The 18,901-nt window shown below is 50.2% G+C and carries 17 protein-coding genes and 1 pseudogene; 16 read left to right on the top strand and 2 right to left on the bottom strand.

The window, feature by feature from the left end:
• Nucleotides 1-15 precede the first annotated feature (15 nt).
• The 11 genes from EYA77_RS05960 (at nt 16) to EYA77_RS05910 (ending at nt 11,117) form a co-directional block, all read left to right on the top strand.
• Nucleotides 16-687 (top strand): MTAP family purine nucleoside phosphorylase, encoded by a 672-nt coding sequence (locus EYA77_RS05960; RefSeq protein WP_167816185.1) that lies wholly within the window; start codon nt 16-18, stop codon nt 685-687.
• Nucleotides 684-1,988 (top strand): amidohydrolase, encoded by a 1,305-nt coding sequence (locus EYA77_RS05955; protein WP_167816184.1) that lies wholly within the window; start codon nt 684-686, stop codon nt 1,986-1,988. Before EYA77_RS05960 ends, EYA77_RS05955 begins: the two co-directional genes overlap by 4 nt.
• A gap of 26 nt (nt 1,989-2,014) precedes the next feature.
• Nucleotides 2,015-2,662 (top strand): transglutaminase family protein, encoded by a 648-nt coding sequence (locus EYA77_RS05950; RefSeq protein ID WP_245241207.1) that lies wholly within the window; start codon nt 2,015-2,017, stop codon nt 2,660-2,662.
• Between the two features lie 39 nt (nt 2,663-2,701).
• Nucleotides 2,702-3,430: a NifB/NifX family molybdenum-iron cluster-binding protein gene (locus EYA77_RS05945; protein ID WP_081406685.1), complete on the top strand. Its 729-nt coding sequence runs from the start codon at nt 2,702-2,704 to the stop codon at nt 3,428-3,430.
• A 186-nt stretch (nt 3,431-3,616) separates the two neighbouring features.
• Complete coding sequence (locus EYA77_RS05940) at nt 3,617-3,976, top strand: helix-turn-helix domain-containing protein (protein WP_042699324.1); 360 nt, start codon at nt 3,617-3,619, stop codon at nt 3,974-3,976.
• Nucleotides 3,977-4,169: 193 nt separating this feature from the next.
• Nucleotides 4,170-5,342, top strand: a complete 1,173-nt coding sequence (locus EYA77_RS05935) for a molybdopterin oxidoreductase family protein (protein WP_167816183.1) — start codon at nt 4,170-4,172, stop codon at nt 5,340-5,342.
• Between the two features lie 2 nt (nt 5,343-5,344).
• Nucleotides 5,345-6,583, top strand: a complete 1,239-nt coding sequence (locus tag EYA77_RS05930) for a Coenzyme F420 hydrogenase/dehydrogenase, beta subunit C-terminal domain (RefSeq protein WP_042699330.1) — start codon at nt 5,345-5,347, stop codon at nt 6,581-6,583.
• A 219-nt stretch (nt 6,584-6,802) separates the two neighbouring features.
• The gene (locus tag EYA77_RS05925) at nt 6,803-7,738 is read left to right on the top strand and encodes a DMT family transporter (RefSeq protein ID WP_245241205.1); all 936 of its coding nucleotides are present in this window, start codon (nt 6,803-6,805) and stop codon (nt 7,736-7,738) included.
• A 279-nt stretch (nt 7,739-8,017) separates the two neighbouring features.
• Nucleotides 8,018-9,259, top strand: coding sequence for a glycine betaine/L-proline ABC transporter ATP-binding protein (locus EYA77_RS05920; protein ID WP_095641884.1), 1,242 nt, complete (start codon nt 8,018-8,020; stop codon nt 9,257-9,259).
• Nucleotides 9,259-10,101 carry a proline/glycine betaine ABC transporter permease gene (locus tag EYA77_RS05915; RefSeq protein WP_042699392.1) on the top strand — a complete coding sequence of 281 codons (843 nt, stop codon included), beginning with the start codon at nt 9,259-9,261 and terminating at the stop codon, nt 10,099-10,101. The genes EYA77_RS05920 and EYA77_RS05915 overlap by 1 nt, the downstream gene beginning before the upstream one ends.
• A gap of 143 nt (nt 10,102-10,244) precedes the next feature.
• Nucleotides 10,245-11,117, top strand: a complete 873-nt coding sequence (locus EYA77_RS05910) for a glycine betaine ABC transporter substrate-binding protein (protein ID WP_042699336.1) — start codon at nt 10,245-10,247, stop codon at nt 11,115-11,117.
• Between the two features lie 109 nt (nt 11,118-11,226).
• Here EYA77_RS05910 and EYA77_RS05905 read toward each other — a convergent pair whose 3' ends face one another.
• Both EYA77_RS05905 and EYA77_RS09965 read right to left on the bottom strand, forming a co-directional pair.
• A complete protein-coding gene (locus EYA77_RS05905; protein WP_167816181.1) occupies nt 11,227-12,807 on the bottom strand; it encodes a sodium:solute symporter in 1,581 nt (526 codons plus the stop codon).
• Entirely contained in the window at nt 12,785-12,913 is a 129-nt protein-coding gene (locus EYA77_RS09965; RefSeq protein WP_342664214.1) for a symporter small accessory protein, read from the bottom strand. Before EYA77_RS09965 ends, EYA77_RS05905 begins: the two co-directional genes overlap by 23 nt.
• Before the next feature lie 348 nt (nt 12,914-13,261).
• Between EYA77_RS09965 and EYA77_RS05900 the strand changes: the two genes are divergently transcribed.
• The 5 genes and pseudogenes from EYA77_RS05900 to EYA77_RS05880 all read left to right on the top strand — a co-directional run.
• Nucleotides 13,262-13,480 carry a cation transporter gene (locus tag EYA77_RS05900; RefSeq protein ID WP_167816180.1) on the top strand — a complete coding sequence of 73 codons (219 nt, stop codon included), beginning with the start codon at nt 13,262-13,264 and terminating at the stop codon, nt 13,478-13,480.
• 12 nt (nt 13,481-13,492) lie between these two features.
• The gene (locus tag EYA77_RS05895; protein WP_167816179.1) at nt 13,493-15,409 is read left to right on the top strand and encodes a heavy metal translocating P-type ATPase; all 1,917 of its coding nucleotides are present in this window, start codon (nt 13,493-13,495) and stop codon (nt 15,407-15,409) included.
• 717 nt (nt 15,410-16,126) lie between these two features.
• Nucleotides 16,127-17,440 (top strand): coenzyme-B sulfoethylthiotransferase subunit beta, encoded by a 1,314-nt coding sequence (mcrB, locus tag EYA77_RS05890; RefSeq protein WP_042699345.1) that lies wholly within the window; start codon nt 16,127-16,129, stop codon nt 17,438-17,440.
• Between the two features lie 94 nt (nt 17,441-17,534).
• Nucleotides 17,535-18,299, top strand: a complete 765-nt coding sequence (gene mcrG / locus EYA77_RS05885) for a coenzyme-B sulfoethylthiotransferase subunit gamma (protein ID WP_042699348.1) — start codon at nt 17,535-17,537, stop codon at nt 18,297-18,299.
• Nucleotides 18,300-18,304: 5 nt separating this feature from the next.
• A pseudogene (locus tag EYA77_RS05880) lies at nt 18,305-18,901 on the top strand (methyl-coenzyme M reductase subunit alpha); the annotation flags it as partial.

Genomic DNA, 18,901 nt, shown 5'->3' with positions numbered 1-18,901 from the left:
AATAGTATTCAGACTATGTTAGGAATCATTGGGGGTACAGCCCTCCTGCAGGCGCGTCTGCCCCCTCTGGAAAAAATCCGTGTATCAACACCCTTCGGCCCGGTCCTGGCCCATGTCGGCCTGATCGTTTTTATCAGCCGTCATCAGCACAACACGCCCCCTCACCGGATCAATCACCGTGCCCATCTCGCGGCCATGAAAATTCTCGGCGTCGACCGGCTCATCATCTTCGGCTCTACCGGAAGCATGCATGATAATCTTTTGCCGGGGAGCATCGTGATCCCGGACGATTACTTCTCCCCCTGGGACATCCCCACCCTGCACGATAACGACATCGGCCATACCCCTCCGTCGATCGATGCAGCGTTAAGAGAAGAACTCGCGCAGATCATTCCTGAGGGAAAAACGGGAACATACTTTCAGACCCGCGGTCCCAGATTCGAAACGCAGGCAGAGATCGCTTTCTTTGCCAAAAAAACCGATGTGGTCGGCATGACCGCTGCAAGCGAACTCACTCTTGCAAACGAACTTGACATTCCCGCCGCGGCTCTCTGCACGGTCGACAACTATGCTAACGGCATAGGCGGATCTTCTGCTCCGGACTATGACGAGATCGTTTCGATCTCAAAGCAAAACGGTGACCGGATAACGGCCATCATAACAAAAATCGTGGAAAAACTCGCATGACAGACACAGACATCTTTGGAAAACAGGTCCCGATTCTCATCAGAAACGTCAGCCTGAACGGAAAAATACAGGAGATCTACCTCGACGGCACAGGAATGATCGGGGCGGTCGGAGAAAAGATCACCGATCACGACGCAGAGTTCATTATCGACGGGGACGGGGCGACTGCACTTCCCGGTATGATAAATATGCACACCCACTCCCCTATGGGTCTTCTTCGGGGATATGCGGATGATATGCAGCTCTTTGAGTGGCTTTCCACCAAGATCTGGCCGACAGAGGCGCACCTCACAGAAGACGATATCTACTGGGGGGCAAAACTCGCCTGCCTGGAGATGATCCGGACCGGGACCACGACCTTCAACGATATGTACTTTAAGATGGAGTCGGTGGGATGCGCCGTTGACGAAGCCGGCATCAGAGCTTGTCTTTCCTACTGTATGATCGACGGCGGTGATCATGCGAAGTTCGAGTCTGAAGCCCGGATCATGGAATCGACGGTCAAAAATATCAGGAGTCTGCACAATCCCCGCGTGATGCCGGGCGTTTCCCCGCATGCGGTCTACACCGTTTCAGAAGAAGGGCTTGCCTGGTGCGCCGAGTACGCAAAAAAGGAGCAGATCCCTCTGCATGTCCATCTTTCGGAGACCGAGCAGGAGGTCGCCGACTGTGTTGCCGCACACGGAATGAGACCCCCGGCATGGCTGGATCACTGCGGCGTGCTCTTTGAACAGTGCATTGCGGCGCACTGCTGCTGGCTGGATGGGGGCGATATCACACTTCTTGCAAAAAGAGGGGTAACCGCAGTCCATAATCCGATAAGCAATATGAAACTTGCCGGAAACCGCGCTCTTCCTTATCCGGAGATGAAGACAGCCGGTGTGAACGTAGCTCTCGGAACGGACGGAGCTTCCTCGAACAATGCGCTCGATATGTTTTCCGAGATGAAAACAGCCGCGATCCTCCAAAAATTCTTCTGGAACGATCCGACCGTGATGCCGGCCGCTGATGCACTTAAAATCGCGTCACAAAACGGAGCAAAGGCGTTAGGACTCAATGCCGGCGTGATCGCTCCCGGCCGTCTCGCGGATCTGATCCTTATCGGCAGAAACCCGCTGAACGTGCCTTTCTTCAGCACGGATTCCAACGCAGTGTATGCAACCAGCGGGCTTGCAGTTTCGACGACGATCTGTGACGGCGTCATCCTAATGCATGACGGCGTGATCCCGGGCGCTGAGGAAATCATGAACAAGGCAGGAGATGTCGCGTCGGATCTGGTCAGACGGGCGGCCCAGGCATAACTTTTCATTTTTACATACTCTGAAAAATGACAGTGGACAAATTTCTCGCAGAAGATCTGTATGTTGATTTTTCCCACCCGCTCATACAGAAAAAAGCCGGCGAGCTCTTCTCTGATGAAACCTCGGATCGCGAAAAGGCCCTCACCGCCTATCTCTTCGTCAGAGACGAGATCCCCCATTCATTCGATATAGGCGCAGACATTATCACGGCAAAAGCTTCGGATGTGCTTCACCATAAAACCGGCATCTGCCATGCAAAAGCAAACCTCCTTGCCGCTCTCCTTCGGTCACAGAATATCCCGGCAGGATTTTGTTTTCAGCACCTGACCCTTGCAGACGACGACACCCTTGGATATTGCGTTCACTGCTTCAATGCAGTATTTCTCGAAGATCACTGGATAAAACTGGATGCCCGCGGCAATACAAAAGGCATCTGCGCACAATTTTCTCTGGAAAAACCGAAACTTGCATTTCAAAACCGGGGCGGATACGATGAATATTTTTGGCCGGGCATCTTTGCCTCCCCCATCCTGAAACGATGCGGATGCTGGAAAAAGCGTCATCTATTCAGGATATTATTGACAACATCCCCGATACTCTCACCGAAACTCCCGACATTTCCGAGTAATCATTCGGATCTTGTTTCCAGACGTTTTGATTCAGTGCTTAAATGAATAACTATTTATATTTTCGCGCATATGTGTACTATTGTTATGACACAGCAAATCAAAAAAATCGCCATTGCACAGGATGGAAGTCTGGTATCCCAGCACTTTGGTCACTGTATGAGCTATGCATTGTTCAACTTTGAAAACGGCAAGATGACTCGGCTTCCCGATCTGCAAAGCCCAGGTCATGAACCTGGAAAACTTCCGCGCCTGCTTGCTGCTGAAGGAGTCAACATCGTCATCGCCGGAGGCATGGGGCCGCGTGCGATCGACCTCTTCGAAGAAAACGGCATCGAGGTCATCCTCGGCGTTTCCGGAGATCTCGGCCGTGCAGCGGAAGCGTTTGCCAACGGAACGCTCACTGCGGGAACAAGTACCTGCTCGCACGACGACCATGCATGCGGCGGAGAAAACCACGAGGAACACGAGCACCCCGCCCATATCGTCTGTATCAGCTCGACAGGAACATCGCTTGACTCCCCCGCAGATCTGAGATTCGGCCGCGCCCCTTACTTCGCAGTGATCAATCTCTCATCGAATACCGCCTCGATATTCCAGAACCCCTTCACCGATGCGGAAAGCGGCGTCGGACCCAAGGTCGTCCAGCTGCTCGCATCAAACGGCGTCTCGGTCCTCATCACCGGAAAAAGCGGTGTGAATGCAAGTGCAGCACTGAAAGCCGCAGATATCGCGGCATATGAACTCGCCGAGCCGGTGACGATTGCCGAAGCACTTCAGAAGTACCTTGCCCACGAACTTTCACCCCTTCTCTAAAAAAGAGACCGGGCAAAAATCTCTTTTTACACCCTAAAGATTCACATACCAATGAGCGTGGATGCAGAGTCAGGTTAGTTATTTGAATACTGATAACTATTTATCTATTTTCAGATGTGTGTTTATTGAATAATTAGTATATTATATATACGAACGTATATACAGGAAAGTGGTAATATCAATACTATGGATTCGCAGTGCACAGTAAATCTAACGGTCAAATATCTGACTAAAAAATGGACACTTCTGATAATTCTAGAACTTTTCAAAGGAGATAACTACACCCGGAGATTTTCTGAACTGCGAAGGAGTCTCCCGGAGATCACACCAAAAATACTTTCAGAGAGACTGCAGGAGCTGGAAGCGGAAGGCATTATCACGAATACCGTCGATGCATCGGTCATTCCCGTCCGTTCCGAGTATACCCTGACCCCTGCCGGGATCGAACTGATGGAGATCGTCAAAGCGATAAAATACTGGGCGCTCACGTGGAAAATCGATAATCTGCCCTGCGGCAGTCAGGAATGCAAACTCTGTAAACTGTGATGTCCTGAAAGACAGACACAGATGTTTTTGTGCCCAACCATGCGCGTTGTTAATTAGTATTACAGAATAATCACATTAGTACATACCATTAGATTAACATAGCCACCATTAATAATCGAAAACAAAGAAATCAAGGGTTTAGTTAACATCACAATTAAATGTTGACAAACTTGACCGTTTTTATGGTAAAATCATGCAGATGAAATATGTGACCACCATATGCCCGTATTGCGGTACAGGCTGTGCACTCAATCTCGTTGTCCGTGACGGAAAAACTGTAGGTGTTGCCCCTTCAAATCGTTCTCCCGTATGCTCAGGAAAACTCTGTTCCCGCGGCCTTCACGCTGCCGATGCCTTGAACGAAGGGCGGGTCGTGCAGCCTGTTGTCAAAGGAGAAACCTCAGACTGGGAGACGGCCATCGGTAAAGCGGCTGAGCTTAAAAAGTATGCTGCGGGTGAAATTATTATTATCACCTCGCCGCGGATCACCAATGAAACACAGTATCTCGTCTGGAAATTTGCTCACTCATTAGGTGCCGCAATAGGCGTTATACATGGCGGATCAGGTGTTCCGACAGTGAAACTTGATGAACTTAAGGATGCTGATGTCATTCTGGCACTCGGAAACGTAATGCAGGCCCTCCCTCTTACCGGAAACAGGATCCTTCAGGCAAAAGAAAACGGCGCACGTCTCCTCTACTTAGGCCCCCAAAGTTACACGGCCGTTCAGGCAGACACAGTCGAAATAACTGACGAATACAAAGAGCTGCCGCCCGGATTCGGAGCGCTTCTGAAAAACGCAGCTCATCCGGCAGTTGTATATATGGCAAATAATTCAGCCGCTGCAAAACTCGCGGAGGGACTCGGGATCTGCGCGGCAGTATTGTACGATACAAACAACGGGCGGGGTACTTCACTCATGGGCATAGGACCTCTATCTCTCCAGGAAAGTACAAAAGCTGCCTTGGTCATCGCCGAAACACCGTTGATGGAACAGGACATCTATGCAGATATCCTTCAGAAACTTGACAGTCTCGAACTGACCGTTGTCGCAGCCTCCGCTGAGACCTCGTTGTCAGCCATCGCTGACATCGTTTTGCCGATCGCCTCACAGCACGAAAGTGATGGGACGGTTACCAACTGGGAAGGACGCGTTCAAATGCTCAGAAAAGCCGTCGACTCACCGGAGGGTGTGAAATCCCTGCAGGAAGTCCTCGCTGAACTTGCCGAAAAGATGGGACTTGGTATTCCCTCCGGTACTCCGGAGGAGATGTACACCGCACTCGCCGGCGAGATATCCGCATTTGGAAACAGCACATATGAACAGATCGCCAAACCTGAAGGCGTATTTGTTCAGGAGGTCTGAATATGTCAGAAAAAGGCGATATGTTCTATGCATGGACGAAATCCGCCGACATCAAAGGAGAATGCGGAGGGGCAGTTATTTCCCTTCTGAAGTACGCTTTGGAGCAAAAGATCGTCGATGTCGTTTTGACCGTGAGAAAAGGATATGATGTCTATGATCCTTTGCCGGTCTTTATCACCGACCCGGCAGAACTCGCTTCCTGCGCCGGATCACTGCACTGCGGTACGTTCCTTCTCCCGAAACTGATCAAAAAATATCTGAACGGCGCAAAAGACATCAAAGTAGCAATCACCGTCAAAGGATGCGACGTGAAGGCGCTCTATGAACTCGCCAAACGTCAGCAGATCAACATGGACAATGTCCTCTCGATCGGTCTCAACTGCGGAGGATCCGTTTCCCCAACCGTTGCCCGCAAAATGATCGAAGAAAAATACGGCATCGATCCTGATGACGTAGTCAAGGAAGAGATCGACAAGGGACAGTTCATCGTGATGACCAAAGACGGGCAGCATAAAGGCATCAAGATCGACGAACTCGAAGAGGAGGGGCTCGGCCGCCGGGCAAACTGTCAGCGCTGTGAGACAAAGATCCCCCGTCAGGCGGACCTTGCCTGCGGAAATTGGGGTGTTTTCGGCGAAAAAGCAGGGAAAGCAACCTTTGTCGAGATATGTTCCGCAAAGGGCGCCTCTGTATTCGACGGGGCAGTCAGTAACGGCGCGATCGATATCTGCGGACCCGACCCGAAAGGGCTCGAGATCCGGGGAAAAATCGAAACCGTCATGATCAAGATGGGGAAAAAGGCACAGAAAAGTCAGTTCGATGAACTGCAAGAAGGAAGAGACCGGCTCACCACAATCATGAACTACTCATCCCGCTGTATTGCCTGCCGCGCCTGTATCGAGAACTGCCCGATCTGTTACTGTGTCGAATGCTCGACGCTAAAACCCCATCTTATTGACCAGACAAAGACGCCGCCCGACTTCATGTTTCATCTGATCAGATTCGCCCACATCGCCGACTCCTGTGTGAACTGCGGGCAGTGCCAGGAGCTTTGTCCGGCCGAGATCCCAAACGCCCTGTTCATGCATGCCCAGCAGGTCGAACTTGAAAAGATGTTTGGCCACACGCCGGGTGTTGACATGACGCTCCCGGTCCTTGCTTATGCCGAGGAACCCGAGGAACGCCGGCGTCTGAATGATACAGGTTCAGACATGATCTTTGAGAATGTATTCAGGGAGTGATAAACCTGTAAAAATTTGTTCTTTACACACAGGCCAGATGCACACCAGCTTTCATTCAGTCCAACCCTCGCAAATTCATCCACCCCTCATACTTTTTTTGCCTTCATCTGATATCCGGCCTTTGAGTCAATTTCGCAGCTCTTCTCTGTCTCATTTAAGTAGCTTGGATGACAATACCTCAGGAACGATCAGCGTTTTCTTAGAATGGTGAATCTCCCCATGGGATCTGCACGTACCTTCACACCCCGGCGTTTAAGTGACAAACGGCTTGCTCCTTTTCTCATCATACTTGCAGCAGTCTGCTGGGGAACGATTGGTATTTTTACCCGGGAACTCCAGGCCGCCGGATTCACGTCGGTCCAGATAACCGCTGCTCGCTGCGCAGTGACCGCTCTATGCGTGGTGACGGCCCTGCTGCTCACTGACCGGGAGAAACTGAAGATAGCTCCAAAGGATATCTGGCTGTTTATCGGAACGGGACTGCTGAGTATCGTGTTTTTCAATATCTGCTACTTTACGTCGATTCAGTATCTCACTCTTTCAATGGCCTCGGTACTGCTGTATACGGCACCCTTTTTTGTGATGCTGATGTCGCTGTTTTTATTTCATGAACATATGACGGCACAAAAAGGCATTGCCCTAATTCTGGCGTTCAGCGGCTGTGTTCTGACCGCCGGGATACTTGGCGGCGGGGTCACCGGCATCACAGAGATAGGTATCCTTATCGGACTTGGATCAGGATTCGGGTATGCCTTATACACGATCTTCGGCAGGCTGGCTCTCAAAAAATATCATCCGATCACGATCACTGCATACACGTTTGTGGTTGCGGGTGTCGGCATCCTTCCTTTTTGTGATGTCGGCGGGATGATATGGCTTTCTGCCGAAAATCCCGGGATCCTGCTGTATGTTCTGATCCTCAGCATAGGATGTACGGTCCTTCCCTACTTCCTGTACACCAAAGGTCTGAAGTATGTGGAAGGAGGAAAAGCATCAGTGATGGCGTTTGTCGAACCGATGGTAGCGACCCTTATCGGGATATTCCTTTTCCATGAACAGATGACACTTGTCAACATGACCGGCGTTGTTCTGATATTTCTGGCCGTCGTTTTACTGAACAGAAGACGCGCCTCTTTCTCTGCAGATACCGACTGATTCCACCAGGTGACGAGGGACGAAGAGACGCGCGCGCAGAAGCTTTTTATCTGCACTTTGTGCGTAAGATTATGGATTATTATTTTCAAAAAATCCAAGCCCAATATGAGATTTATTGCAAAATCCATTCGCAATATTCAAATAAATTTTGATTTTATGGACGCAGAGAGCTTAAATTTTGAATTGAGGGGCATAATGAGTCAAAAATCAAAATTCCCGTTTAAATTGAGTTTTTTTGAGAATGGGTCATTTTAACAAAGATTAACAACAAATACTAAGTTGGAGGGTTTCGTTATAGTTGAAATAGTATGCAGCGGAGATCCGCCTGAATCAGAGCCGATCATTCGTGTACAGGATCTGACCAAAGTCTTTGGGCATGACCCGGAGAAAGCGCTGAAACTTCATCGTTTGGGCCGGTCGAAAAAGGAAGTTTACGACGAGACAAAAGCGACGATAGCTTTGCATAACGTCTCATTCGAGGTTATGCGGGGAGAGACCTTTGTTCTTATGGGTCTTTCCGGGAGCGGAAAATCAACGCTCCTTCGCTGTATTAATCGTCTTATTGATCCGACCGAAGGTAAGATCGAGATCGACGGTGTGGAAATCGTCGGCATGGATCATGAAGAGCTGCGGCATATCCGCCGACACAAGCTTGGTATGATCTTCCAGAATTTTGCACTTCTTCCGCAAAGAAATATTCTGGACAACGTTGCCTTTGGTCTTGAGATCATGGGCGTTTCCAAAGATGAACGTAATCAGCGGGCCGAAGAGGTCCTTGAGATGGTCGGCCTTGGCGGCTACGGGTCAAGTATGCCTTCCGAACTCTCAGGCGGCATGAAACAGCGGGTCGGTCTAGCCCGTGCGCTAACGAGCGACCCTGACATCCTGTTGATGGATGAAGCATTCAGTGCTCTTGATCCACTTATCCGCCGGGATATGCAGGATGAACTGCTGGAACTTCAGGAGAGGCTTGGCAAGACGATCATCTTTGTGACCCATGATCTTGACGAAGCACTGAAACTCGGCACCCGGATTGCGCTGATGAAAGACGGATCGATCGTTCAGATCGGCACGCCGGAGGAGATCCTGACCAACCCGGAGAATGCCTATGTCGAAAAGTTCGTCGCCGATGTTGACCTGACCCGTGTCCTCACGGCAAAAGACGTCATGCGTCGTCCAGAACCGGTTGCCCAGTGCACTGCCGGCCCGCGGGTGGCTCTCCACCTGATGGAAGAGCATGATATCTCAATGATATTTGTTATCACCCGCCACCGGATTCTCCGGGGATTTGTGACGCTTGAGGACACCGTTAGTGCAGTTAAGGAAGGAAAAAATCTGTCTGATATCCTGAGGACCGATGTTGCCACCGTCGCACCCGATGCGACAATTCCCGACATTCTTTCGCTGATCGTCCAGAGTAATCACCCTCTTCCGGTGGTGGATGAGAACGGCAGAATGCACGGTCTGGTATCCCGCGCATCCATTTTGGCTGCACTCGCAAGAAAAGGAGGTGAGGCATGATGGAATTGCCGAAACTTCCTATCGGAGATGTTGTTGAGATCATCGTTGACTGGATAGAGATGTACTTCTCCTGGCTGCTTGACGCGATAAGCACAGGTCTTCGCGTACTTGTGAGCGGATTTGAGGATCTCCTGCTTGCCATACCGGCTCCGGTTTTGATCGTGCTTATCAGCGTTCTCGTCTGGTTCGTTACGCGTCATGATCTTAAAATGACGATACTGACGGCTCTTGGTCTTTTGCTGATATGGGATCTTGGTCTGTGGGAACTTTCGATGCTCACAGTGGTCCTTGTCCTCATCGCAACGGTGATCGCGCTCGCTCTGTCGATACCGATAGGGATCGCGGCCGCGAGAAGCGACACACTGAACACGATCCTTCGGCCGTTTCTGGATTTCATGCAGACGATGCCGTCATTTGTGTATCTGATCCCAGCCGTTATCTTCTTCGGTCTCGGCAGTGTGCCGGGCATTATCGCAACAGTGATCTTTGCCATGCCTCCGGCATTGCGTCTCACGACGCTTGGCATCCGACAGGTTCCTGTTGAACTTATCGAGGTGGCTGATGCGTTTGGCGCAACTCCCAGACAAAAACTGTTCAAGGTCCAGCTTCCGGTTGCACTTCCAACGATCATGGCCGGGGTCAATCAGTGTATCATGCTTGCCCTTTCGATGACCGTGATCGCTTCAATGATCGGAGCTGGCGGACTTGGGTATCAGGTTCTTGTGGGTATCCAAAGGGTGGATATCGGGATGGGATTCGAGGCAGGTCTTGCAATCGTGATACTTGCGATCATCTTCGACCGGATCACGCAAAATCTTGTACCAAAGTACGGAAGTAAGTGACAGGAACGTGCGTTCCCGTATCCGCATAAAAAAACGAAACCCCGTCAAACACGATGGAGAGTGTATGACCGCTATGAGAGTCATGCATCCTTCAGGTATTATTCACCCCCTTTACTGGGGGTAATCATTAATGGAGATAATCTATGAATCAAAAGAAAACAACACTGATCATAATCACCGGGCTTCTCGTACTGCTCGTTCTTTTCACTGCGGGGTGTGTTTCCCAGCCGTCTGAACCAGCAAAAGAGATCAGCATCGGGTATGTCACATGGGACTGCGCTATTGCCAGTACAAATGTAATGAAACAGGTATTCGAAGAAGCAGGTTATGACGTCACGCTCGTCGCGGTCGATGCAGGCCCGCTCTTCCAGGCACTTGCAAAAGGAGATGTTGATTTTACGACGACCGGATGGCTGCCGTATACTCATGAGAACTACTGGAACTCCTACGGAGACAAAATCGATTATGTGCATGAAAACATCAAGGGTGCGGCACGCATCGGTCTTGTTGTCCCGTCCTATGTAACGATCGACTCGATCGAGGAGCTGAACAGCGCTGCCGATTCGTTTGACAAGAGGATTGTCGGCATCGAGCCGGGAGCAGGTATTACATCCCGAACCGAGCAGGCAATTAACGAGTATGATCTCGATTTCACTCTGGTGACGAGCAGCAGTGCAGGCATGGCGGCTGAACTCGCGTCAGCGATCAATAAAAATGAATGGATCGTTGTGACCGGATGGTCGCCGCACTGGAAGTTCAGCCGGTATGATCTCAAGTTCCTTGAGGATCCAAAGGGTGTCTACGGCGGAGCTGAGGACATCGTGACACTTTCACGTCTTGATCTGAAGACCGATGACCCGAAGGCATATGGAATCCTGAGCAGATTCGAATGGACGACTGCCGACATCACCTCGGTGATGAATGCGATCGCCGGAGGAATGTCTGAGAAGGATGCCGCAAAAGCATGGATCGATGCAAACCCTGACAAAGTAGCTTACTGGATCGGAAACGCCTGATCCTTTCTCTTTTTTTAATTTAGTCTCAGCAATCCCGAACGTGATGCAGGTATTTTTCCTCAAGAAATACAGGGCTTTCAGCATAAGCCAAGATCAAAAAAGGGAGGGTTTATTTCAAACTCATCTGATCCTCATGCGTTATCTTATGCTTGTCCATAGGAATCAGGACAAGAAGGATAGTGACCGAGAGGACGACTCCGACGACCAGCGGGTCGAGATAACACCAAGGTGAACTGACGAGAGAGTCTACCCCGAATAGTGCATGACATATTCCAAGCATCTTCGACTCCGCCGTGTGACAGAAAACCGCCCAGAGAAGCCAGCCTCCGGCACCTGCAGTCATACTCCATTTTGCAGCAAGATAGGACGGAGTCTTTGAGGTGATCCCATGAACGAAAGCCGGCAGAAGGGCTGCAGTGCACAGGCCCATAAACATGGCGGTTGCCCGGGCAATGATACTTCCAGGCATCATCACCGCGAGTATAACACTGACGATCATCATTACCACGATACCGATCTGATTTGCCCTGATCGAGTAGCGAACCCCTTTCATTCTGGCAAAGATATCCCCGCCGAGTGTGGTACCCATGGTATGCAGGAGGGATGATAAGGTCGACATGGCGGCCGAAAGCAGCGTGAGCATGAAGATGATAACAAAGAGTTCAGGCATCGCCGAGTTGATGTACAGCGGAATGATCAAATCTGCATTTCCGCCGGCAGCATCGATTGCGAGCATCCCAACTGTATCCATGAAATACACATTCGTCAGAGGTCCGACGGTGAACGCTACTCCCGTCATCATCACGATGAAGAGAGCGCCGATAGGAATTGCACGGTTCAGCGATTTGCCGTCTTTTGCTGTCATGAATCTTACCGCAAGCTGAGGCTGTGCAAGGACGCCCACTCCCACGCCGAGAACGAGCGTCGTAATGACCGTCATCCAGATAGGAGATCCGAACTCCGGCATGGAGGTCCAGCCGGTCATACCCATTGAGGAGAGTGTGCTTGGAACGAGAGATCCCATTGAGTCAAGTGCACTGTTAGCCGCTGTCACGCCTCCGAGATAGATGTAGGTCAGCACAAGCAGAACACCCATACCGACGAGCATGATCGCTCCCTGGACCGCATCGGTGTACATGACGGCCATCAGACCGCCTATTACGACATACAACGCAACAACTCCGGCAAAACCGAGCAGGGCTGTCATGTACGGGATACCCAGGGTCGTTTCAATGAAACGTGCCCCGCCGATCAGCACTGCCGCTGTGTACAGAGGCATTGCTGCGACAAAGATCGCGCCGGTAGCATAGATGATCTTCTTCGATCCATACATCTTACCGAGGAGTTCAGGATAGGTCAGGGCTCCAAGATCTTTTCCGATCCGTCTGATCCGTTTCCCCATGCATATAAAGGCGATGATCACCCCGACCACGATACACAATACGGTCAGCCACATCAGACTCATTCCGTATTGAGCGGATGTCCCGCCAAAACCGATGATGGCAGATGTGCTGATGAACGTGGCTCCGTAGGATAGGGCAATTATAACCGGATGCGTATTTCGTCCGGCAACCATGTAGTCTTCAACTTTTTTTGTTCGTCTATATCCGTAATATCCGATACCTATGATCATCACAAGGTAGAATGCGACGATGCCGATCGTTAGCTCAGTGCTTACCGTCATCATCATCACTGTCCTTGTTCCAATTTATGTATCCGTAGATTCCGCAGAATAGCAGCGCTATCAAGCAGATGAGGTATGTCATCCATACCCACGGGTCACTGATGCCTAACATAGAAATTCACCTAGTTTTGGGTGATTCGGGCGTTTTCGACACCATACGGTCGCTGTATCAGATCAAGCGGAGAACCATGATACGCGAACGTAACGGTGGTTCTCCTATCTAAAGAAGAAAAAGAAAACGTGGAACGTAGATAGAATGCCGCATGAATTACTCGTGCGTTCTACGTCCATGAGAATCGTTCACATGGTTTGAGTTTTATCTATAAATAATGAGCGTATTGCCGGAATAGGCAGATTTCATCCCTATATGCAGTTTCCTGCAGGAAACTACCTGTTCTCCGAGTCACTGTTTGTTTGATATCTCCTGAAATCCAATGAAGATATGTATTTGGAGAACATTATGAAAAAGAGTTTCAGACTGGAAAATCTTGACTGCGCACACTGTGCAGCCGTTATGGAAAACGGAATAAGAAAGATTGAGGGCGTCCACGAGGCGAGTATCAGTTTCATGACCAGACGGCTTGTTCTCGATGCGGATGAGGGGCGTTTTCCCGATATCCTCAAAGAAGCTGCGGTCATCTGCAGACGGGTTGAGCCCGACTGTTTCATCAAGGAGTAACGAATCCGTTCTATGACTATTACTCTAACAAAAAAACAGCGCCGATCACTGTATCGGATAATCGCAGCGTCGGTTTTCTTTGCTATCGCCGTTTTGCTCTCAGCAAGCGGGGTCTTTCCCGAATCCTACTCGCAGTATGCCGAGTTTGTGCTGTTTCTTGCCGTTTATCTTGTGATTGGCGGGGATGTACTTCTGCGTGCCGGTAAAAATATTCTTCACGGCAATGTTTTTGATGAACATTTTCTGATGTCGATCGCGACGATCGGGGCATTTTTCCTTGGACAGTATCCTGAGGCCGTTGCCGTGATGCTATTTTATCAGATAGGCGAACTATTTCAGAGCTATGCAGTGGAGAAATCCCGCAGATCGATCGCTGATCTTATGGATATCAGCCCGGATCATGCATATCTCGAGCGTGACGGGTTGATCATCTCCGTCGATCCCGATGAACTGCTGGTCGGAGACCAGATCGTGATCAAAGCAGGGGATCGGGTCCCTGTCGACGGCGTGGTGATATCAGGTTCGTCAGAACTGGATACAGCTTCGCTCACCGGAGAATCCCTTCCCCGCGACGTAGGTGTCGGCGACCAGGTGATCAGCGGATGTATCAACGGCAGCGGGGTTCTGCATGTCCGGGTAGCAAAGCCGCTGAGCGAATCAACCGTCACCCGCATTCTTGAGTTAGTTGAGAACGCGGCTGGTAATAAGGCAAAGTCCGAGCAGTTCATCACGAGATTCTCCCGGTATTACACTCCGGTTGTCGTCATCGCCGCTTTGATTTTAGCAGTGATACCGCCGCTGATTCTTGCCGAGCCGTTTCCCGTATGGATCGAACGTGCTTTGATCTTCCTCGTCGTTTCATGCCCGTGCGCCCTTGTAATATCAGTTCCGCTCAGTTTCTTTGGCGGGATCGGAGGGGCGTCCCGATCAGGGATACTGGTCAAGGGAGGCAGTTATCTGGAGGCGTTGTCAAAAGCTGACACGTTTGTTTTTGATAAAACAGGCACGCTTACCAAAGGAAGTTTTTCCGTAACTGAGATACATCCGGTCGGTATGTCGGAGAGTGAACTGCTGGCATTTGCTGCACATGCAGAAGCATACAGCACCCATCCGATCGCCGTTTCGTTACGGGCTGCATATCAGCAGCCTGTCCATACCGGTGATCTGACGGATATTTCCGAGTATGCCGGCCATGGTGTTACTGCCCTGTATCTTGGTCGCCGGATCGCAGTAGGAAACTCCGGATTTATGCAGGAACTGGGGGTCGATGCCGGAGATATGAATTCAGCAGGATCTGTGATTCATGTTGCCGTTGACGGAATGTATGCCGGCTGGATAGTGATCGCCGACACAGTCAAACCTACTGCCGTTCGAGCAATTGCAGAATTGAAAAAACGTGGTATCCGGCGTGTTGTCATGTTAACCGGGGATTCTCCGCCTGCGGCGGCTTCAATTGCCCGTGAATTGGGGATCGACGAGTATTATGCAGGTCTTCTTCCCCAAGATAAGATCTCAGTGATGGAGAGGATCCTGGCTAATCAAAGGGCAGGCAGCTCGGCGGCCTTTGTCGGGGATGGGATCAATGACGCTCCTGTCCTTACACGTGCCGATATCGGGATCGCGATGGGGTCGCTTGGATCCGATGCGGCTATCGAAGCGGCCGATATCGTTCTTATGGATGATGACCCTCTGAAAATCATATCTGCGATAGATATCTCACGCAGGACGATGCACATCGTTGTCCAGAACATCGTGTTCGCTCTCGGAGTAAAGTTCCTTGTGCTGATCCTTGCTGCACTGGGTGTCGCGAATATGTGGGAAGCGGTGTTTGCAGATGTAGGGGTTGCGTTCATTGCGATACTGAATGCGATGAGGATGTTGAAAAGCGATAGGGAGGGAGAAAAACTCCCGGGCACCTATGAGATCTGATTCGAAGATGTAAGATTAATCCCTCATTTACGGCGCGGAGGGGTTAAGGATACGGGGAATAACTCAAGAGCGCACATAACTACACATATTTCCTGCAGGAAGATGGATGACAAATAACCGGATATTCGATATCCGAGAGTCTGTTTTCTCTCATTTTCCCATAGAATCGTTACAGGACCTCCTGATAAAAATCAGTAAAAATGGCTGGAAATAATTCCAGCATTACCAGAAATACACTTTTTTTAGGCAAAAAATCAGACAAACGGAGTGAAGTCGAGAGGGGACGTGACATATTCTATTATAGAATCATCTACACCGGCCGAATGATTTTTGTCCACGAATATAGGACCAAGATGCGGGCCATAAAATTCCGAACCAGCCACATTGTAATATTTCTGTTATTAATCGTATCACTTTGTTCAATATAAATTTATCAGATTTGACTTTATGAGAGCGTATATCCACCATTTAATGAAATGCTTAGAATAGAGTATGTTTGACTAATAAAGCAAGATATAAATCATTTAACAAAAAACAAATATGGAGAACTGGAGATTATTTTGTTACTAATATATTAATTGATAGTATTTTGTGTTAATTATGTATATTGGTAAAATAAGTCTGTCCAATCTCCTTGGAACAGATTTTGTCCCATTAAATAAAACTCCGTTCGGTAAAAAGCATGCGATTTGCATGAAGTAAAAACAGGTAAACATTATGGCAAAATACAAGGATGTCATCGACTTATATGATGACAATGGTAAACTCTTACGGAGTAATATATCCCTTGAGCGGATCAGCCCGCTTGTGAACCCGGCAGTCAAGAAGATCATTGACGACACAAAACGTTCCGTTGCAGTCAATCTTGGCGGTATGCAGGAAGGTCTGAAATCAGGTAAGATCGGTAAGCACCAGCAGATCCTCGGACGCGAACTTGACCTTGATATCCTTGGAAATATCGATGCTATCGAAGCAAAGATCAAAGAGTACGTCTCTGTTGAAACAGGTGACGACACGGAGATCAAACGCTTCAACGGCGGTAAACTTCTGCTCGTCAAAGTCCCCTCGGCACGTATTGCAGCAGCTGCGACCTACGATGCAGCTCTTACCTCTGTAGCAGCAGCAACGACCTACGCAGTTGTTGAGCAGTTCAACGTTGACATGTTCAACGCAAACACTGTCAAAGCAGCAGCATTCGGTACTTACCCGGTCACAATGGATCTCGCAGGCGGAGCATGTTCTATGATCATGTCCATCCCGCAGAACAACGAGTCTCTTGGATATGCACTTCGTAACATTCCGGCAAACCAGACTGTAATGATGACCCACAGAAACGCAATGCAGGGTGCAGCCCTCGCATCCACCTTCGAGCATGCAGGTCAGTTCGAGATGGGTAACGCAATCGGCCCATTCGAGCGTGCACAGCTCTTACTCTTTGCTTACCAGGGTCTTAACGCCAACAACATCGTCTACGATATTGTGAAAGCAAACGGCCAGACGGGAACTGTCGGTACTGTTGTTCAGTCCTTAGTCGAGCGTGCACTGGAAGACAAAGTCATCACGCAGACTGCAGGAGCCCCAGGCGGCTACTTCAAACCCTACGAGACCAAGGATCCGATGCTCTGGAACGCCTACGCATCCGCCGGCACCCTCGCCGCAACCATGGTCAATGCAGGAGCTGGAAGAATGGCACAGGCTGCATCCTCCACGTTACTCTACTTCAACGACCTTCTTGAACACGAAACCGGACTTCCGGGATCCGACTTTGGAAGAGTTATGGGAGCCGGCGTTGGTTTCTCCTTCTTCAGCCACTCCATCTATGGTGGAGGAGGACCTGGTATCTTCAACGGAAACCACGTCGTTACCCGCCACGCAGCAGGTGTCGCAATGCCTTGTGCAGTTGCAGCATGTGCACTTGATGCAGGCACTCAGATGTTCTCTCCGGAAGGAACCGCCAAGATCTATGGTGAGACCTTCGGTAAGATCGAAGAGTTTGCACGCCCGATCCAGGCAATTGCAAAAGTTGCATAACTTAATACCCGTATAGCAGAAGCTGACAAATCCGACCGGTAATCGGTCGGATTTTTCCGTGAATGATTGAAAAAATCTACGAAGGAACATAAAAATGGCATATACACCACAATACGGGCCGGGAACCTCCCGCGTCGCGGAAGTTCGTCGCAACCAGATGAACCCGAACGTAAAGCTCGATAAGATTCGTAATATTACTGATGAGGACCTTGTACTTATCATGGGACACCGTGCACCAGGACAGGCATACCCGTCCGCACACCCCCCGCTCGCAGAGCAGGGTGAACCCGACTGCCCGATCCGTAAGATCGTTCAGCCGACCGAAGGCGCAAAAGCAGGTGACCGTGTCAGATACATTCAGTTCGCTGACTCTATGCTGAACGCACCCTGTCAGCCTTACCAGAGAACCTATCTCGAGATGTACCGCTACCGTGGTATCGACCCGGGAACTCTCTCCGGCCGTCAGATCGTCGAGTGCCGTGAGCGTGACCTTGAAGGATACGCACGCGAACTTGTCGAGAGCAGTCTTTTTGACCCAGCAACCGTTGGTATCCGCGGTGCAACCGTGCATGGACACTCCCTCCGTCTCGCAGAGAACGGTATGATGTTCGACGCAGTACAGAGATGTATTCTCGACACCGACGGTGTTGTAAAATACGTTAAAGATCAGGTGGCTCTCCCCCTTGACCGCAAAGTCGCTGTCGGCAAACCGATGGACGCAGCCTGGCTCAAAGAGAACACCCCGATGTTCCACTCCCTTGTCGGAACCCCATTCCGTTCCGACAGTGAATATGTTGCATACGTTCAGCGTATCCACGCCCTCCGTACGAAATACGGATTCATGCCCAAGGAGGCCTGAGTAATATGGCAAAAGTAGAAAAGACCCAGAAACTTTTCCTTGATGCACTCAAGCAGAAGTTCCCAAAACAGGACGTTGAATCCACCACTGCAGAGTTCTACAAGTTTAACGGCGTCCAGCAGTCTGCCCGTAAAAAGGAGTTCATGGCAGCCAACAAGAAGATCGAAGCAGCACGTGGAATCTCCATGTATGATCCGGAACACTGTCACCTTGGCGGTATCCCGATGGGTCAGCGCCAGCTGATGACCTACGAGATCTCCGGTACCGGAACCTTCGTTGAGGGTGATGATCTGCACTTCGTCAACAATGCTGCCATGCAGCAGATGTGGGATGATATCCGCAGAACCGTAATCGTGTCCATGGACATGGCCCACCAGACCCTGCAGAAGCGTCTCGGCAAGGAAGTTACTCCTGAAACCATCAACGAGTATCTCCACGTCGTGAACCACGCAATGCCCGGCGGCGCCGTCGTTCAGGAACACATGGTCGAGACCCACCCGGGACTTACCGACGACTGTTACGTCCGTGTATTTACCGGTGACCAGGAACTCGCCGACAACCTCGAGCCCCAGTTCGTCATCGATGTAGAAAAGCTCTTCCCG

It is taken from the genome of Methanocorpusculum sp. GPch4, assembly GCF_012062385.1.
Taxonomy (GTDB): domain Archaea; phylum Halobacteriota; class Methanomicrobia; order Methanomicrobiales; family Methanocorpusculaceae; genus Methanocorpusculum; species Methanocorpusculum parvum.
Note: the sequence above shows the minus strand (reverse complement) of the source record. Positions and strands in the feature narration are given on the sequence as shown.

Coding starts and splice junctions, on each gene's coding strand:
- EYA77_RS05960 (WP_167816185.1), top strand. CDS start 16: ATGTTAGGAATCATTGGGGGTACAGCCCTCCTGCAGGCGCGTCTGCCC.
- EYA77_RS05955 (WP_167816184.1), top strand. CDS start 684: ATGACAGACACAGACATCTTTGGAAAACAGGTCCCGATTCTCATCAGA.
- EYA77_RS05950 (WP_245241207.1), top strand. CDS start 2,015: ATGACAGTGGACAAATTTCTCGCAGAAGATCTGTATGTTGATTTTTCC.
- EYA77_RS05945 (WP_081406685.1), top strand. CDS start 2,702: ATGACACAGCAAATCAAAAAAATCGCCATTGCACAGGATGGAAGTCTG.
- EYA77_RS05940 (WP_042699324.1), top strand. CDS start 3,617: ATGGATTCGCAGTGCACAGTAAATCTAACGGTCAAATATCTGACTAAA.
- EYA77_RS05935 (WP_167816183.1), top strand. CDS start 4,170: ATGCAGATGAAATATGTGACCACCATATGCCCGTATTGCGGTACAGGC.
- EYA77_RS05930 (WP_042699330.1), top strand. CDS start 5,345: ATGTCAGAAAAAGGCGATATGTTCTATGCATGGACGAAATCCGCCGAC.
- EYA77_RS05925 (WP_245241205.1), top strand. CDS start 6,803: ATGGGATCTGCACGTACCTTCACACCCCGGCGTTTAAGTGACAAACGG.
- EYA77_RS05915 (WP_042699392.1), top strand. CDS start 9,259: ATGGAATTGCCGAAACTTCCTATCGGAGATGTTGTTGAGATCATCGTT.
- EYA77_RS05910 (WP_042699336.1), top strand. CDS start 10,245: ATGAATCAAAAGAAAACAACACTGATCATAATCACCGGGCTTCTCGTA.
- EYA77_RS05905 (WP_167816181.1), bottom strand. CDS start 12,807: ATGATGATGACGGTAAGCACTGAGCTAACGATCGGCATCGTCGCATTC.
- EYA77_RS09965 (WP_342664214.1), bottom strand. CDS start 12,913: ATGTTAGGCATCAGTGACCCGTGGGTATGGATGACATACCTCATCTGC.
- EYA77_RS05900 (WP_167816180.1), top strand. CDS start 13,262: ATGAAAAAGAGTTTCAGACTGGAAAATCTTGACTGCGCACACTGTGCA.
- EYA77_RS05895 (WP_167816179.1), top strand. CDS start 13,493: ATGACTATTACTCTAACAAAAAAACAGCGCCGATCACTGTATCGGATA.
- mcrB (WP_042699345.1), top strand. CDS start 16,127: ATGGCAAAATACAAGGATGTCATCGACTTATATGATGACAATGGTAAA.
- mcrG (WP_042699348.1), top strand. CDS start 17,535: ATGGCATATACACCACAATACGGGCCGGGAACCTCCCGCGTCGCGGAA.